At 67.7% G+C, this 15,200-nt stretch carries 16 protein-coding genes; 9 read left to right on the top strand and 7 right to left on the bottom strand.

Annotated features, from left to right (window positions below):
* Positions 1-124: 124 nt before the first annotated feature.
* Complete coding sequence (locus ACEVQ6_RS06015; RefSeq protein ID WP_374888017.1) at positions 125-1,075, bottom strand: helix-turn-helix domain-containing protein; 951 nt, start codon at positions 1,073-1,075, stop codon at positions 125-127.
* A gap of 231 nt (positions 1,076-1,306) precedes the next feature.
* Between ACEVQ6_RS06015 and ACEVQ6_RS06010 the strand changes: the two genes are divergently transcribed.
* From ACEVQ6_RS06010 to pth, 5 genes are all read left to right on the top strand, one after another.
* Positions 1,307-2,488 carry a benzoate/H(+) symporter BenE family transporter gene (locus ACEVQ6_RS06010; protein ID WP_374888016.1) on the top strand — a complete coding sequence of 394 codons (1,182 nt, stop codon included), beginning with the start codon at positions 1,307-1,309 and terminating at the stop codon, positions 2,486-2,488.
* 166 nt (positions 2,489-2,654) lie between these two features.
* Positions 2,655-3,260 (top strand): 50S ribosomal protein L25/general stress protein Ctc, encoded by a 606-nt coding sequence (locus ACEVQ6_RS06005; RefSeq protein WP_374888015.1) that lies wholly within the window; start codon positions 2,655-2,657, stop codon positions 3,258-3,260.
* A 227-nt stretch (positions 3,261-3,487) separates the two neighbouring features.
* A complete protein-coding gene (locus tag ACEVQ6_RS06000) occupies positions 3,488-5,866 on the top strand; it encodes a putative bifunctional diguanylate cyclase/phosphodiesterase (RefSeq protein WP_374888014.1) in 2,379 nt (792 codons plus the stop codon).
* Between the two features lie 31 nt (positions 5,867-5,897).
* Entirely contained in the window at positions 5,898-6,617 is a 720-nt protein-coding gene (locus ACEVQ6_RS05995; protein WP_374888013.1) for a substrate-binding periplasmic protein, read from the top strand.
* Positions 6,618-6,696: 79 nt separating this feature from the next.
* Positions 6,697-7,407: an aminoacyl-tRNA hydrolase gene (gene pth, locus ACEVQ6_RS05990; RefSeq protein ID WP_374888012.1), complete on the top strand. Its 711-nt coding sequence runs from the start codon at positions 6,697-6,699 to the stop codon at positions 7,405-7,407.
* A 38-nt stretch (positions 7,408-7,445) separates the two neighbouring features.
* On the opposite strand, the gene ACEVQ6_RS05985 is transcribed toward pth, so the two are convergent.
* The gene (locus ACEVQ6_RS05985; protein WP_374888011.1) at positions 7,446-7,697 is read right to left on the bottom strand and encodes an AbrB/MazE/SpoVT family DNA-binding domain-containing protein; all 252 of its coding nucleotides are present in this window, start codon (positions 7,695-7,697) and stop codon (positions 7,446-7,448) included.
* Positions 7,698-7,941: 244 nt separating this feature from the next.
* Between ACEVQ6_RS05985 and ychF the strand changes: the two genes are divergently transcribed.
* Entirely contained in the window at positions 7,942-9,045 is a 1,104-nt protein-coding gene (gene ychF / locus ACEVQ6_RS05980; protein ID WP_374888010.1) for a redox-regulated ATPase YchF, read from the top strand.
* A gap of 51 nt (positions 9,046-9,096) precedes the next feature.
* On the opposite strand, the gene ACEVQ6_RS05975 is transcribed toward ychF, so the two are convergent.
* Positions 9,097-10,182 carry a hypothetical protein gene (locus ACEVQ6_RS05975; RefSeq protein ID WP_374888009.1) on the bottom strand — a complete coding sequence of 362 codons (1,086 nt, stop codon included), beginning with the start codon at positions 10,180-10,182 and terminating at the stop codon, positions 9,097-9,099.
* Positions 10,183-10,374: 192 nt separating this feature from the next.
* Here ACEVQ6_RS05975 and ACEVQ6_RS05970 point away from each other — a divergent pair, with 192 nt between their 5' ends.
* Positions 10,375-10,854, top strand: a complete 480-nt coding sequence (locus tag ACEVQ6_RS05970; protein WP_374888008.1) for a MaoC family dehydratase — start codon at positions 10,375-10,377, stop codon at positions 10,852-10,854.
* Complete coding sequence (locus ACEVQ6_RS05965; protein ID WP_374888007.1) at positions 10,844-11,311, top strand: MaoC family dehydratase; 468 nt, start codon at positions 10,844-10,846, stop codon at positions 11,309-11,311. Before ACEVQ6_RS05970 ends, ACEVQ6_RS05965 begins: the two co-directional genes overlap by 11 nt.
* A gap of 131 nt (positions 11,312-11,442) precedes the next feature.
* Here the strand turns inward: ACEVQ6_RS05965 and ACEVQ6_RS05960 are convergent, their stop codons facing one another.
* A complete protein-coding gene (locus ACEVQ6_RS05960) occupies positions 11,443-11,988 on the bottom strand; it encodes an adenine phosphoribosyltransferase (protein WP_374888006.1) in 546 nt (181 codons plus the stop codon).
* A 217-nt stretch (positions 11,989-12,205) separates the two neighbouring features.
* Here ACEVQ6_RS05960 and ACEVQ6_RS05955 point away from each other — a divergent pair, with 217 nt between their 5' ends.
* The gene (locus ACEVQ6_RS05955) at positions 12,206-12,391 is read left to right on the top strand and encodes a DUF1059 domain-containing protein (protein WP_374888005.1); all 186 of its coding nucleotides are present in this window, start codon (positions 12,206-12,208) and stop codon (positions 12,389-12,391) included.
* A gap of 171 nt (positions 12,392-12,562) precedes the next feature.
* Here the strand turns inward: ACEVQ6_RS05955 and ACEVQ6_RS05950 are convergent, their stop codons facing one another.
* The 3 genes from ACEVQ6_RS05950 to ACEVQ6_RS05940 are packed head-to-tail and all read right to left on the bottom strand — an operon-like array spanning position 12,563 to position 15,062.
* Entirely contained in the window at positions 12,563-13,813 is a 1,251-nt protein-coding gene (locus ACEVQ6_RS05950; protein ID WP_374888004.1) for a CCA tRNA nucleotidyltransferase, read from the bottom strand.
* A complete protein-coding gene (locus tag ACEVQ6_RS05945; RefSeq protein ID WP_374888003.1) occupies positions 13,810-14,442 on the bottom strand; it encodes a CoA pyrophosphatase in 633 nt (210 codons plus the stop codon). The genes ACEVQ6_RS05950 and ACEVQ6_RS05945 overlap by 4 nt, the downstream gene beginning before the upstream one ends.
* Complete coding sequence (locus ACEVQ6_RS05940) at positions 14,439-15,062, bottom strand: DUF1285 domain-containing protein (protein ID WP_374888002.1); 624 nt, start codon at positions 15,060-15,062, stop codon at positions 14,439-14,441. Before ACEVQ6_RS05940 ends, ACEVQ6_RS05945 begins: the two co-directional genes overlap by 4 nt.
* Positions 15,063-15,200: the final 138 nt, after the last annotated feature.

The following is a 15,200-nucleotide window of genomic DNA, read 5'->3' as shown; positions in this document are numbered from 1 at the left end:
AGCTGATGGAAGGAACACTGCACCGGATCGCTTCGGAGGGTAAGACGGGCGGGGAGAGGCATCGCCCGAACCTGTCTCAATTCTGCGACAGGGCCTGCCGATTGCTATATTGCACCGCAGCAATTCAGTTGAGGGCGAGCTTCTTCATCTTGCGGTACAGCGTCGCGCGGCTGATGCCGAGGATATCGGCGGCGGCCGACACGTTGCCACCGGCCCGCGACAGCACGCGGCGCAGCGCCGCCCGCTCGGCGTCGGGCAGGTCCTCGCCCTCGCGCGGCGCCTCGTTCAGGAGATCACCGGCGGGAATGCCGGCCTCGATCCGCCGGTCGTCGATGTTCAGCGCCAGCCGCGCCGCGCGGGTGGCGCCGAGGACGAGATCGTCGCGGTCGACGGCGATCAGCGCCGGGGCGCTGCGGCCGGCCGCCGCCGGCACCCAGAGGATGCGCGCATCCTCGAAGGCGCGGCGGAAGAGATTGGCCTCGATCCGCCCCGCCGCGTCGCGCACGGCCTGCGACAGGATCGAGATCGTCGCGTCGGACGCGTCCTCGCGGCAGGTGGAAATGTCGAGCGCCGCGGTGATCCGTCCGCGATGGTCGCGGATCGGCGCGGTGGCGCAGGAGAGCCCGGTGTTGCGGCTGAGGAAATGCTGATCGCGGTGGATGATCACCGGGCGCTCGTCGGCGATCGCCGTGCCGATGCCGTTGGTGCCGATGCAGGCCTCGCTCCAGAGCGTGCCGGACCAGAGACCGAGGCCGCGGAAATCCTTGTCGTCCGAGGGCGACCCGCGCCGGTCGAGCGCCACGCCGTTCTCGTCGGTCAGGAGCAGGCAGCAGCCCGAGCGGCCGACGACGGCGAAGAGCCGGTCGAGTTCGGCCTCCGCCTCCGGCAGAAGATGGCCGGCATGGTCACAGGCATGGCGGAATTCCGCCTCCGTCAGGCGCATCGGCGCGCGCGTCTCTTCCGGCTGGAGGCCGTAGAGCGTCAGGCAGCGCCGCCAGGAGGCGGCAATCGGCGAGCTTGCCGCCGCCGAGGTCTGGGCTACGGTGTAGACATGGTCAGAATGGGCTGCGGACATGGGCTTTCCTCCCCGAAAGCGTCACTCCTGAAGCGGCGGGGCGGGCATCACCGATGCCTGCGCCGACGGCCAACCCAATATAGGTATTCTATCCGGCGGGTCCACTCCATACGACCTCCGTGCAAGGCATTCGCGGAGGCAGGGAGCACGCGCCGGTAAAAATCGCGTGTTGCCCGCCGGTCGGGTGTGATAGGGCGGCCGGGTTCCCTCTCGCCGCCGCAGGCCTCCACGATGATTCGCGATCTTTCCCCGCAAAGCCTGTTCATGGGCTTCCTCACCGCCTTCGTCGGCTTCGCCAGCAGCTTCGCCGTCGTCCTGCACGGCCTGACCGGCGCCGGGGCCACGTCCCTGCAGGCCGCCTCCGGCCTGATGGCGCTGTCGCTGGCAATGGGCGTCTGCGCGATCGTCCTCAGCCTCTGGACGCGGCTTCCCGTCAGCATCGCCTGGTCGACGCCGGGGGCGGCGCTTCTCGCCAGTTCGGGCATGATCGACGGCGGTTTCGCCGCTGCGGTCGGCGGCTTTGTCGTCTGCGCCGGACTGATCGTCGTCGCCGGCCTGTGGAGGCCGCTCGGCCGCGCCGTCGCCGCGATCCCCCCGCCGCTCGCAAACGCCATGCTTGCGGGCGTGCTCGTCAATCTCTGCCTCGCCCCCGTCAAGGCGATCGGCTTCGATCCGATGCTCGGCCTGCCGATCGTGATCGCCTGGGCGGCGGGCGGCGCGATCAACCGGCTGCTCGCCGTGCCCGCCGCACTCCTCGCCTTCATTCTCGTGCTTGCCTTCGGGGTCGAGATCCCGGCCGGCAGCCTCGCCCGGCTCGCCGAAACGCTCGGGCCGCCCGTCGCCTTCGTCATGCCGTCCTTCACCTTGGCCGGCGTGGTCAACGTGGCCATGCCGCTCTTCATCGTCACCATGGCCTCGCAGAACATTCCCGGCATTGCGGTCCTCAAGGTGCATGGCTACGAGCCCGATCCCGGCCCGCTCTTCGCCGCGACGGGCGTCTTCTCGCTGCTCGCAGCCCCTTTCGGCGGCCATGCGGTGAACCTCGCGGCGATCACCGCCGCCATGTGCGCGGGCGAGGATTCCCATCCCGATCCAAGGCGGCGCTACTGGTCGGCTGTCGTCGCCGGCGGCGTCTACATCGTCTTCGGCCTCTTCGCCGGCACGGTGACGGCCTTCGTCCGGCTGGCGCCACCGATCCTGATCGAGGCGGTGGCGGGGCTCGCGCTCGTCGGCGCCTTCGCCGCCTCCGCCTTTGCCGCCTTCAGGGATCAAGACCAGCGCGAGGCGGCCGCGATCACCTTCCTCGTCACCGCCTCCGGCATCGCGTTTGCCGGCATCTCCGGCGCCTTCTGGGGCCTTCTCGCCGGTGGGCTCCTGACGTTTCTCCGCCACGTCACCCGTCGCAACGCCTGAAATCCCGGCTTTTCCCGTGGCCGGCCTTGCAATGCGGCACCCGTTCGGCTAAGCACCCGCCGTCCGTGCAGACACCCTTGGAGGCAACGCGGATGGGGCGGCGTGCCGCTCCGACCTGCGGCCGCAAGGACCGGCAGGTTCTCCATATCATCAGAAAGGCAAAGCCATGAGCCACGACACCTACGAGCTCAAGGCCGGAACGCGCGAACGGGTTGGTAAGGGGTCCTCCCGTGAACTTCGCCGCAACGGTCTCATTCCCGCAGTCATCTATGGCGAGAAGCAGCCCCCGATCGCCATCACGCTTCCGGTCAAGGAAGTCACCCAGCGCATCCACGCCGGCGGCTTCATGACGACGGTGGCCGTCATCGACATCAACGGCGACAAGGTCCGCGTCCTGCCGAAGGACTACCAGCTCGACCCCGTGCGCGACTTCACGATGCATGTCGACTTCCTGCGCGTGTCGAAGGACAGCGTCGTCACCGTCGAGGTTCCGGTCCACTTCATCAACGAAGACGCCGCTCCCGGCATCAAGACCGGCGGCGTGCTGAACATCGTGCGCCACACGGTCGAACTGACCGTTCCGGCCGACGACATCCCGGAATCGATCGAGGCCGACCTGACCGGCCTGAAGATCGGCGACAGCATCCACATCTCGAACATCACGCTGCCGAAGAACGCCACGCCGACGATCACCGACCGTGACTTCACCATCGCCTCGATCGCGACCCCGGTCGTCGACGAGACCGAGGAAGAAGCCGCGACGGAAGAGTAAGCGCAAGGCCTGAAGGCATCCCGCTCGAAAGCCCGCTCCGCCCGGAGCGGGCTTTTTGCTGCGTGCAGGCCCCCGCCGGACGGGCCCGTGTCGGGGAGAATAGCCGGCCGGGCTTCAGCATGATTTAAGATTTTAATGGTCTCGTGGGGCGGAAGCAGGACCGCGAATTGCGGCAGACGAGAGTTCGAATGCAGCACGATGACCGACAGATCGAACGGAGCGCCGGGATGATGCACTCCGTCGAACGCCGATTTATCGCCATTGTCCTGATGGCGATGATGGTCGTCGTTGCCCCGGTGACGGCGCTGTTCCTCAGCATCTCCGCGAGCCGCATCGACCGCGACCTGCGCCAGAACGCGGAAATGCTGGTCGAGGCCTCGGCCCAAGCGCTGGCGAAGCCGCTCTGGGACTATGATTCCGAGGCCGCCGACAGGCTCGCCGATTTTCTCGTCAACGACAGCAGGATCGTCGCCGTGCGCGTCTACGACGCATCCGGGACGACGGTGGCCGAAGCGCCGGAGATCGTCCCCGCGCTCGACGGGGCTGCGCGCATCGGGCGTGACATCACCTATGCGGCGCGCGACGATGCGCATCCGGTCGGGTCGATCGAGGTATGGGTCGCGAGAAGCGGGCCGTTCACCCGTTTCGGCGCCGACGAAGTGAGCATGATCGTCATCCTGGTCATCGCCAGCAGCACGGCCTTCGCCGCAGCGATCGTCGGCAACCGCGTGATCGTCGTTCGCCCGCTGAAGCGGCTGACGGCCGCGATCGAGGCAACGCGGCGGCTCGGCTCGCGCCATCACGTCGACTGGGTCTCCGCCGACGAGATGGGCACGCTTGCGCAGAATTTCAACGAGATGCAGACGCGGCTGGAAAACGAGGAAACCCAGCTGAAGATCGCCCATGCCCGCGCGACCGACATCTACAACCGGACCCCGGCCATGCTCTTTTCCACCGATGCCGGCGGCCGGATCACGGCGGTGAGCGACTACTGGCTGCGCGCCACGGGCTACCGGCGCGAGGCCGTCATCGGCCGGGCCTTCCCCGATTTCATCGCCCCGGACTGGCATGAGGCCTATCACGCACGCGTGACCTGCCCGACTGCGGTCAACGCCGCGATCACCGAGGTGACGGTGCCGTTCCTGAAGGCGGACGGCGAGACGATGGTGGTGCTGATCCTCGAGACGCGCGACCAGGCGCGGCCCGGCGAAGAGGCGCCGACGCTCTCGGTGATGACCGATGTGACGGCGCTGAAGCAGGCGGAGAACCGCAACCATGTGCAGGCCGTCACCGACCATCTGACCGGGCTTTTGAACCGGCAGGGCTTCGAGGCGGCGCTCGACACGGCGATCCGCGACGCGGACCTGCGCGGCGAGCCGCTTGCCTGCATCTTCATCGACCTCGACCGCTTCAAGTGGATCAACGACAATTTCGGCCATACCTGCGGCGACGCAGTGCTGTGCGAGACGGTGTCTCGCATCCGCGGCGCGGTGCGCAGGGACGATATCGTCGCGCGGCTCGGCGGTGACGAATTCGCCATCCTGGTCGCAGCCGCCGATGCCGGCGCGCTATCGCGCGCGATCGGCGAGCGCATCTGCGGCGGCCTGCGCGAACCCGTCACCGTCGAGGGCACGGACCTCCACGTCAGCGCCAGCGTCGGCATCGCGCTCTATCCGGACCATGCGGCCAACGCGTCCGAACTGCTGCTCAAATCCGACATGGCGATGTATGCGCGCAAGCATGACGGAAAGAACGGCACGCAGATCTTCGATTCGAGCATGCTCGACGCCGCCCGCGAACGGCACGAGATCGAGCAGCAGATCGACGCGGCGCTGAAGGGCAACTGGTTCGAGGCCTATCTCCAGCCGATCGTCAGTCTGCGCGACGGGCAGATCGCCGGCTTCGAGGCGCTGATGCGGCTTAATCATCCGGTCAAGGGCGTGCTTCCGCCGGCAAAGATCGTCGGCATCGCCGAGGAAACCGGTTCGATCGGCCGGATCGGCGACGTGATCCTCGACAAGGCGATCGGCCATCTCGCACGGATCTCGACACTGTCCGGTACCGAGACGACCTATCTCGCCGTCAACCTGTCGCCGCCCCAGTTCGAGCAGAGCCTGCCGAGCCGGCTCGCGAGCCTGCTGCTGCGCCACAACGTGACGCCCGCGCGCATCGTCATCGAAATCACCGAGGCGTTGCTGATGCTCGACAATCCCGACGTGCACGCCGTGCTCGACCAGTTGAGCGACTTCGGCTGCCGCATCGCGCTCGACGATTTCGGCACCGGCTATTCGTCGCTGAGCTACCTCAACCGCTTCCCCGTCGACATCGTCAAGATCGACCAGTCCTTCACGCGGTCGCTGTCCGACGGCACCGCCGACGTGCGCAAGAAGAGCCGCATGCTGATCAAGGGCATCCGGACCATCTCCCACCAGATGGGCTGCACGGTCGTTGCCGAAGGCATCGAGACCGAGGAGCAATGGCAGATGCTGAACCGCCTGGGCATCGACCACGGCCAGGGCTACCTCTTCAGCCGTCCGCTCCACATCGACGCGATGATGCGGCTTCTCGAAAACGACTCCGAGGCCAAGGTCAACATCAGGGCCTGAGACACGCAACCGCCACGCCGGAGGACGCCGCATGAAAGCATGGATCGCTGGCTGCCTGCTGATGCTCCTGCCGGCGCTCGCGCGCGCGGAACCGTTGCGTCTTCTGACCGAGGAATACCCGCCCTATAATTTCAGCGGCCCGGAAGGCCCCTCCGGCATCGCGGTCGAGCAGGTCCGGCTGATGATGGAACGCGCCGGCATCGACTACGGGATCGAGATCATGCCCTGGGCGCGCGCCTTTGCCGACGCCGGGCGCGACGCCGGCACCTGCGTCTTCACCACCCGCCACGATGCCGAGCGGCACGCCCGTTTCAAATGGGTCGAGCCGCTGCTTGTCGACCGGATGATCATGATCCGCCGCGCCGGCACCGCGATCGCACCGGAGACGCTCGAGGCGGCGAAGGCCTTCACCATCGGCACGCAGCGCGACGATACATCCGCGAGCTTCCTCGAGGAGAACGGGTTCCCCCACCTCGACTACGCCGCCAGCATGACGCTGACCTTGAAGAAGCTCGTCGCCGGCCGCATCGACCTGATGATGACCTCGCTCAAGACCTATGAGAAGCTCCATGCCGAGGGCCATGCGATCGAGCCTGCCCTGGCGCTCGAAAGCGGCCGCTATGGCCTTGCCTGCAATCTCGCGATCGCCGACGACGTCATCGCCGGCATGCAGTCGGCGCTCGACGGCCTGATCGCCGACGGCACCCAGGCCCGGATCTACGCGCGCTACGGCCTGCGCGCCGGCGATTGAGGCGACGCGGCGTTGACGGGAGCGCCGCCGCTTGGCATTGAGCGGGGCGACGCGACCCGAAGCAACCGGAAACCCTCTGATGCAGATCATCGCCGGCCTCGGCAATCCCGGGGCGAAATATGCCGGAAACCGCCACAATATCGGCTTCATGGCCGTCGACGCGCTGCATGACCGCCACGCCTTCTCGCCCTGGACGAAGAAGTTCAGGAGCGAGATCGCCGAAGGCACGATCGGCACGCGCAAGGTGCTGCTCGTCAAGCCGCAGACCTTCATGAACCTTTCCGGCGAAGCGGTCGGCGAGGCGCTGCGCTTCTACAAGCGCGCGCCGGGCGACCTCACCGTCATCTATGACGAGCTCGATCTCGCGCCCGGCAGGGCGCGCATCAAGACGGGCGGCGGTCACGGCGGGCACAACGGCATCAAGTCGCTCGATGCCCATTGCGGCAAGGAGTATCACCGGTTGCGCCTCGGCATCGGTCATCCCGGCGACAAGGAGAGGGTCAACGGCCACGTGCTCGGCGATTTCGCCAAGACCGATCGCGTCTGGCTCGACCCGCTGCTGGAGGCGATCGCCGACCACGCCGCCATGCTTCTAGATGGAGAGGACTCGCAGTTCCTGAACAAGCTGGCGCTCGCGACCGGCGCCCCGGGCGAAGCGGAAGACAGGCCGAAAAAGACGGCCGGCCAGTCGCAAATCCGGCAGGCGCGCCCCGACCAGCAGCGGAAGACCCTGCCGACGACCGGGCCGATGGCCGACATGCTGAAGAAGCTCTTCGGCAAGGATCCGTAGCCGCGCTCCTCCATCACCGGGGGCGGAGATGCGATGCGTCAGTCGGCGGCAACCCACGCCGCGTCCATCGCCGCGCGGATCTCGTCGAGGGAAAAGAAGCTCGACGCGTCCTCGGTGCGCACGTCGAAATACCGGCGCAGCCGCTCGGGATCGATGGGAGGCCTGATCGTCATGACGCCGCCCGGCAGCAGGTCGATCTCGACACTGTCGCCGGCATGAACGCCGATATGCTGCAACAGCTCCTGCCGCAGCGTGACCTGTCCTTCCTCAGTCACTGTCAGGATCGTCATGACACACGTTCCTTCGAAGGCGATGCTCAAAATACGCTCAATATCGAGGCTGCACAAGTATTGCGCCGAAACGCGCCGGAATCGTTAACGTTCCCGCCTCGGTTGCGACCATTTCCGGGGCCTCCGTTCCGCCCTGCCCCGCCGCCATCCGGCGGGCACGATAATCGGCGCGCGAGGCTTGACCTTGCCGGCGGCATTGCCCATAGCCACCGGCAACAGCACTTCTTGACGGGATCATGCGTCCATGGGTTTCAAATGCGGGATCGTCGGACTGCCGAATGTCGGCAAGTCCACCCTCTTCAACGCGCTGACGAAGACGGCGCAGGCGCAGGCCGCCAACTATCCCTTCTGCACGATCGAGCCGAACACCGGCGAGGTCGCGGTGCCCGATCCGCGCCTGAGGGTGCTCGCCGACATCGCCCGGTCGAAGGAGATCATCCCGACCCGCATCGCCTTCGTCGACATTGCCGGCCTCGTCCGCGGCGCGTCGAAAGGCGAGGGTCTCGGCAACCAGTTCCTTGCCAACATCCGCGAGGTCGACGCGACGGTGCATGTCCTGCGCTGCTTCGAGGATGACGACATCACCCATGTCGAGGGGCGCATCGATCCGGTCGCCGATGCCGAGACGATCGAAACCGAGCTCATGCTCGCCGACCTCGAGAGCCTGGAGCGGCGCACGGAGCAGACGCGCAAGCGCGCGACCGGCCGCGACAAGGATTCGATGGCGATGCTGCCGGTGATGGAGGCATCGCTGAAGCTCTTGCAGGAGGGAAGGCCCGTGCGCACGCTCCTGCCGACGCTCGGGGCCGACGAGCAGGCGATCCTGCAATCGCTGAACCTCCTGACCGCCCATCCCGTCCTCTACGTCTGCAACGTCGCCGAAGCGGATGCGGCGACCGGCAACCGCCACACCGAGGCCGTCGCCGCCATGGCGAAGGCGCAAGGGGCGGAATCGGTCGTCATCTCGGCCGCGATCGAGGCGGAGGTGGCGCAGCTTCCCGACGGCGAATCGAAGGAATTCCTCGAGGCGCTGGGCCTGAGCGAGGCCGGCCTCGACCGCCTGATCCGCGCCGGCTACAAGCTCCTGCATCTCATCACCTATTTCACCGTGGGTCCGAAGGAGACGCGCGCCTGGACGATCGAGCGCGGCACGCGCGCGCCGCAGGCAGCAGGCGTCATCCATTCCGATTTCGAGCGCGGCTTCATCCGCGCCCACACCATCGCCTATGACGACTACGTCGCGCTCGGCGGCGAGCAGGGCGCCAAGGAGGCCGGCAAGGCGCGCGACGAAGGCAAGGACTATGTCGTCGCCGACGGCGACGTCATTCACTTCCGCTTCAACACCTGACGCGGCCGGAACCTTTTGCGGCCGACGCGGGATCGCTTCCGCCGCGATGGGTCAACGGACCGGATGCAGCCGGGCGCCGAGCGCCGGCGGCAGCGCGCCGACGGCATGCCGGCGCAGCGCCTGCCAGGCAAGGCCGATCGCAAGCACCATCGCCCCGACCGCGAAGACGATGACGAAGGCGTATTCCCCCGCCGCAAAGCCGCTCTGCCGCACGATCGTGGCGATGGCGATGCCGAGCGAGATCAGGCCGGAGGTGACGAAGGCGCGCCGGTCGATCAGGAGCCCGATCGCCATCAGCAGGGCGACGATGCCGAGCACCTGCCAGGCGCTGGTGACGCTCGTCGCCTCCCCCCACCAGTCGACGGTCCCGTCGCGCACGAAGATCACGCCGAGCAGGCCATAGAGCAGCGAGGGCGCGGCGGCGAGATGCAGCCAGAAGGCGATGTCCGAGCGCCGCGTCAGCCGGGCGGGATCGGACATGTCGTAGGCCATGGCGACGGCGAAGACGGCAATCGCCGCGACGAGCAGGATCGACACCGACAGCAGCCGGTGCTCGGCGAAGATGTCGCGGCTCGCCAGCACCGCCTCAAGCCCGGCAAGCACGAGAAGAACGGCGATGCCGACCACCGAGAGGATCAGCGCCGCGAAGGCGACCGGCACCCGGTAGCGCCAGCAATAGGGCGCGAGCAGCACGGGAAAGCCGGCGAGGAAGAAAAGCGTGTTTCCCGCCGATCCCGGATCGCCCGCCCGTCCATCGAGAAGAAGCGCCATGGTGACGCCAATCCAGATGACGAACGAGACGGTAAGCGCCACGGCCGGAAGGGCGAGGCGCTGCCGCCGGACGAGGATCTCCGACAGGATCACGATCGCCGGCAGCACGGCAAAGATGCTGCCGATCCCCCAGAGGCCGGAAATCGCCACGACGACACCGATCGTCATCAGGATGTCGTGGAAGCCACGGATGAAGCGGGGCTGCTCGGCCTCTTCCGCCGCGCGCCCGTCGGCTGCAAGCTGCGAGGCGGCGCGCGGATCGACCGTCATGGCCGCGTCGAGCAGGGGCGTGAGCCGTGCCGCCTGCTCGGCCGAAATGATCCCTTGCGAGACGGCGAGACTGAGGGCGTCGCGTGTTGACGGCATCACGGCATCTTTCTCTGGCTTTCGGCGGACGTCGCGCGTCTCGTCGCATGCGGGAAACGCGCGGGCAAGCCGGAATATTCGCCGCCGGACGCGGGTCGGCGCCCTCCGGCCGAAGGGCGCGGCTTTTCTCGCCGGAGCGATTCCGCTTTGCCGAATCATCGGCTAGACCATGACCGGGGAGGATGCAGAAACATGACGCTCGCATTCGAGGATTTCCATGTCGGCCGGCGCTTCGCCTACGCGCCGGTGACGGTCGCAGCGGAGGCGATGCTGTCCTTTGCCCGAAGCTTCGATCCGCAGCCGATGCATCTCGACGAGGAAGCCGGCCGCGCCGGCATTCTCGGCGGCCTCTCGGCCTCGGGATGGTTCACCGCTTCGCTCGGCATGCGGATGATGGCGGACGCCTTCGTCAGGGACTCGACGTCGCAGGGCTCGCCGGGCATCGACCGGATGGACTGGAGGAAGCCGGTCTTCGCCGGGGACGTTCTCGCCGGCGAAAGCGTCGTGCTCGACGCGCGTCCCTCGCGCTCGCGGCCGGGGATCGGCATCGTCCGCTTCCGCAACGAGATCACCCGCGCCGCGGCGGGCGGGAGCGAGACGGTCGCCCTCTCCGAATGCGCGATCCTGTTCCGGTGCCGCAAGATCACGAGGATGCGCGGCGATGCGGCTTGAGCACCTCCACCCGAAGGGCACGCGCGTGGTCATCGGCACGCTCGCGTTTCCCCGCGAGGACATCGTCGCCTTCGCCCGCGATTTCGATCCGCAGCCCTTCCACCTCGACGAGGAGGCGGCGCGCCGCTCGCTCTTCGGCGGGCTGTGTGCCTCGGGCTGGCATACGGCGTCGGGCTGGATGAAGACCTTCGTCGCCTTCTGGACGGAGGAAAGCCGCCGGCTCGCCGCCGACGGCATCGTCCCGCCGAAGCTCGGCCCCTCCCCGGGCTTTCGCGAGCTGAAATGGCTGAAGCCCGTCTATGCCGGCGATAGCATCACCTATGCGGTGACCTTCCTCAGCGCACGCGCCGTCGAAAGCCGGCCGGGCTGGCGGATGAACACCATTCTCTGCGAGGGCCGCAACCAATTCGACGAGGACGTGATCCGCTTCGAGAGCAGCGTCATCGAGTTCGTCTGAGCGCTGGGCGCCCTGCAAGACAGGCCCTCCGTCTCGCAGGCCCGGCAGCGTCGCCCCGGCGGGGGCCCTGCCATCGTGTTTCCGGAGCGACCGTTGGACGCCACTGCGATCCTGCCTTGGCTGGAGGCGCCTCAATGGCCCTCGAACGCGACGAGCGTGCGCACGTTGACGCCGAGCGCTTCCAGTTTCTTGCCGCCGCCGAGATCCGGCAGGTCAATGACGAAACAGGCGGCGACGATGTCCGCGCCCATCTGCTGCAGGAGCTTGACCGCCCCCTCGGCCGTGCCGCCCGTCGCGATCAGGTCGTCGACGAGGATGACCTTCTCGCCGGGCGCGATCGCGTCCTTGTGCATTTCCATCTCGTCGACGCCGTATTCGAGGCTGTAGGCGATGCGCACCGTGTCGTGCGGCAGCTTGCCCTTCTTGCGGATCGGCACGAAGCCGGCCGAGAGCTGGTGGGCGATCGCGCCGCCGAGGATGAAGCCGCGCGCCTCGATGCCCGCGATCTTGTCGATCTTCGTGCCGGCATAGGGATGGACGAGTTCGTCGATCGCGCGGCGGAAGGCGCGCGGATTGCCGAGCATCGTGGTGATGTCGCGAAATAGGATGCCCGGCTTCGGATAGTCCGGGATGGTGCGGATCGCGGCGATGAGCTCGGATTGCACGGTGGAGGTCATGGTCGCCTTCGACTGGAGAAAAGGGTTTCGCCCGTCCGCGTCCATAGCATCAAAGGCCCGTCTTTCTATAGGGCTTTGTCGGTCCTAGCGTCAGCGTCGCCGAACAAAGTGGGCCGTGCCTCGTTTTGATGCTAGGCTCGCAACCGCCGCCGGAAGAAGCGGTGGGAACATGGAAGGGCGAGCCGGGAGGCAAAACCACGCATGAAGGAGGAAAACCATGCGACTGTTCGAATGCGGTTCCCTCGTGCCGGGATGCGAATGGCACACGCGCGCCGACGAGGATGCGGAAATCGTCCGCAGGGCGGTGGAGCACCTGCGCGGCGCCCACGGTGAAACCGTCATCCGCGAATCGATGATCGACAACATCAAGGCACGCATCGTCGACGAAGCGAAAGCCGCCTGAGGACGGACGGAGCATGTCCGCCGGGCAGCGCCCCGGAGGACAGGCTCCGCCCTTTTCGTCCTGCCGCATCGTCCGACACCGGAGCGATCGCGCTCCCCACGACGCGAGGTCGAGAATCAGGCCTGTTCTGCTGCGATCGTCATGGCACTCTGCCGCGGCACGCCACAGTGCTCACCGGACAATCGGAAGATCCTTGAGAAGATCCGCCTTCCCCGCGCGAAAATTCCCCGCGACCCATCTCTCCTCGAGACGGGACAGCGTCTCGCCGAGGTCCGGGCCCGCGACCATGCCGGCGGCAAGGAGATCGGCGCCCGACACCGGGAAGACCGGTTTTTTCCATTCCAGCGCATGGGCGAGACGACGGGACCAGGCGGCGACCGCCGCCATCCGTGACGGGTCGTCGCCCGAGGCCGCGCGGGCAAGCGCCAGCGACAGCCTGATCCGCGTGGCGATGCCGTGTCTGCCGTGGCGGTAGAGCAGGCGTTCCAGGGTCGTGTCGGCCATGGTCTCCGTAAGGGCCGGCGCCTCTGCCCAGCCCGCCAGGAAGGCCTGTTCGGCGCGCGACAGCCGGAGCCTCGCGCCGAGCGCCGCCAGCCGCTCCGGATCGGGCGGAACCATTGCCGCGAGCCGGACCAGCGGTTCCGCCTCCCATCCGAAAGCAGCCTCCGCCTTGATGAGCGCCGGAATGGCGTCAATCCCCCATTTTTCCGTTTCCGGAAGGATTTCGGTCAGGATGCCCGCCTGCCGCATCCAGAGCAGCGCCCGCCCCGGGTCCGGCGCCGAGAGCAGCTTCTTCGTCTCGGACCACACCCGCTCGGCCGAAAGCTTCGCAAGACTGCCGCGGGCACGGGCGCAGGCGCGCAGGCCCTCCGCGTCGGGCCGCCCGGCGCCGTAGAAGGCGAAGAATCTGAAGAAACGCAGGATGCGCAGATGGTCCTCGGCGACGCGGTCTTCCGCCCGGCCGATGAAGCGCACGGTCCGCGTCTCGATGTCGGCCAGGCCGCCGACGAGATCGACGACCGTGCCGGACCGGTCGGCATAGAGCGCGTTGATGGTCAGGTCGCGCCGCTCAGCATCCGCCTTCCAGTCGTCGGTGAAGGCGACCTCCGCATGGCGACCATCCGTCGCGACATCGCGCCGCAGCGTCGTCACCTCGAACGGGACGCCGTCGACGACGAGGGTGACCGTACCGTGGGCGATGCCGGTCGGAACGGACCTGATACCGGCGCTTTGCGCGCGCGACACGATGGCATCGGGGGTAAGCGTCGTCGCGAGGTCGATATCGCCGGCCGGCACGCCCATCAGGCTGTTGCGCACCGCGCCGCCGGCGATCCGCGTCTCGGCGCCCTCGCCGTTCAGCAGATCGAGGACGCGCCGGAGCGCGGGATCGGAAAACCAGTCGGCGCCGGCGATCGAGGTCATGCATAGAGCCTTTCATAGAGCATGCGGACGATGCCCGCGGTAATGCCCCAGATCCGCCGCCCGTCATAGGGCATGGTGTAGTAATGCCGTTCGGCGCCCTGCCAGACGCTGGAGGCGCGCGCGTGGTTGACGGGATCCATCAGGAAGGACAGCGGCACGTCGAACACCTGCTCGACCTCGGCGGGATTGGGCCTGAGGTCGAAGCCCGGCCGAACCACGGCGAGCACCGGCGTGATGCGGAAGCCGGACAAAGCCATGTAATGCGGCAGCCGCGCCACCGGCTCGACGAAACCGCGGTCGAGCCCGATCTCCTCCTCCGTCTCCCGCAACGCCGTCTCCTCCGGTCCGCCGTCCTCCGGATCGACGGCCCCGCCCGGAAAGGCGACCTGGCCCGAATGCTTGCGCAGCGTGTCCGTCCGCTTGGTGAAGATGACGCGCGCCTCGCCGCCCGTGTCGACCACCGGCACCAGCACCGCCGCATCCCTCAGCGCCAGCGCCTCCAGCGTGGGCACGATCTCCGGATTCAGCAGGAAATCGCCGTGCTCGCGCCAGGCGACGTCGACCGGGCTACCGGACTGCATCAGGGCGCGGCGGCGGAAGTCGCCGGCGGTTAAGGACGACGGCGTCATTGCGACAGAGACTGAAGGTCGTCCGCCGGCATGATCGGAAAGACGGCACCGGCCGAGCGTACGGCGAACATCGCCCGGCCCTCCACCGCCACCTCCTCGCCGAGCGCGACGAGATCGTACATGAGCGCGCGCGAGAGCAGCGCTTCGAGGCGGCCGCGCACATGAAGGTAAGGCTTCAGCCCGCCGGCAGCACCGGTGACGGTGAAGCGCAGCGGATGGGCCTCGCCCGCCTCGACGACGTCGCCGACATTGGTGCGAAACGTCAGCACGGGCACGCCGTCCCGCCACGTTTGCGTCATCTCGACCGCGACGAAGGGCGCGTCGGCGACGCGGATGCGCAGCTTCTCGACGGGCGTGACCAGATAGGTGGCACCGTCCGCGTCGCGCCTCAGCACTGTGGAAAAAAGCCGCACCAGCGGTTGCCGGCCGATCGGCGTGCCGAGATAGAACCAGGTGCCGTCGGCGCGGATCTCCATGTCGATGTCGCCGCAGAAGGGCGGATCCCAGCGCTCGACGGGCGGCAGGCCGCGCGCGGGATCGCCGGCAGTGCCGGCCGCGCGCGCGATCAGCGCCTGAAGGCCCGCCACTTCGTCCGGCCGATGATCCTGCCGCTCCGCCATGCTTCCGTCCCGATTGGCCCTATTCTTGCGTTACACGAATGCAACGCTCACGACATAGTGCGCAAGGCTCGCCTTGTCAGCGCCACACGCGGGCATAAGTTAGTTTTTCGAGATTCGCGGGCGCGGGGCGCCCTCTGG

Origin of the sequence: Ensifer soli (assembly GCF_041928815.1) — a bacterium.
In the GTDB taxonomy this organism is placed as follows: domain Bacteria; phylum Pseudomonadota; class Alphaproteobacteria; order Rhizobiales; family Rhizobiaceae; genus JBHFEI01.
The sequence above is the reverse complement of the archived record's forward strand: the minus strand, read 5'-3'. Positions and strand labels throughout refer to the sequence as shown.

Coding starts and splice junctions, on each gene's coding strand:
- ACEVQ6_RS06015 (WP_374888017.1), bottom strand. CDS start 1,075: ATGTCCGCAGCCCATTCTGACCATGTCTACACCGTAGCCCAGACCTCG.
- ACEVQ6_RS05975 (WP_374888009.1), bottom strand. CDS start 10,182: ATGCCGTCAACACGCGACGCCCTCAGTCTCGCCGTCTCGCAAGGGATC.
- ACEVQ6_RS05955 (WP_374888005.1), top strand. CDS start 12,206: ATGCGACTGTTCGAATGCGGTTCCCTCGTGCCGGGATGCGAATGGCAC.
- pth (WP_374888012.1), top strand. CDS start 6,697: ATGCAGATCATCGCCGGCCTCGGCAATCCCGGGGCGAAATATGCCGGA.
- ACEVQ6_RS06005 (WP_374888015.1), top strand. CDS start 2,655: ATGAGCCACGACACCTACGAGCTCAAGGCCGGAACGCGCGAACGGGTT.
- ACEVQ6_RS05985 (WP_374888011.1), bottom strand. CDS start 7,697: ATGACGATCCTGACAGTGACTGAGGAAGGACAGGTCACGCTGCGGCAG.
- ACEVQ6_RS05940 (WP_374888002.1), bottom strand. CDS start 15,062: ATGGCGGAGCGGCAGGATCATCGGCCGGACGAAGTGGCGGGCCTTCAG.
- ACEVQ6_RS06010 (WP_374888016.1), top strand. CDS start 1,307: ATGATTCGCGATCTTTCCCCGCAAAGCCTGTTCATGGGCTTCCTCACC.
- ACEVQ6_RS05950 (WP_374888004.1), bottom strand. CDS start 13,813: ATGACCTCGATCGCCGGCGCCGACTGGTTTTCCGATCCCGCGCTCCGG.
- ACEVQ6_RS05965 (WP_374888007.1), top strand. CDS start 10,844: ATGCGGCTTGAGCACCTCCACCCGAAGGGCACGCGCGTGGTCATCGGC.
- ACEVQ6_RS05995 (WP_374888013.1), top strand. CDS start 5,898: ATGAAAGCATGGATCGCTGGCTGCCTGCTGATGCTCCTGCCGGCGCTC.
- ACEVQ6_RS05945 (WP_374888003.1), bottom strand. CDS start 14,442: ATGACGCCGTCGTCCTTAACCGCCGGCGACTTCCGCCGCCGCGCCCTG.
- ychF (WP_374888010.1), top strand. CDS start 7,942: ATGGGTTTCAAATGCGGGATCGTCGGACTGCCGAATGTCGGCAAGTCC.
- ACEVQ6_RS06000 (WP_374888014.1), top strand. CDS start 3,488: ATGATGCACTCCGTCGAACGCCGATTTATCGCCATTGTCCTGATGGCG.
- ACEVQ6_RS05970 (WP_374888008.1), top strand. CDS start 10,375: ATGACGCTCGCATTCGAGGATTTCCATGTCGGCCGGCGCTTCGCCTAC.
- ACEVQ6_RS05960 (WP_374888006.1), bottom strand. CDS start 11,988: ATGACCTCCACCGTGCAATCCGAGCTCATCGCCGCGATCCGCACCATC.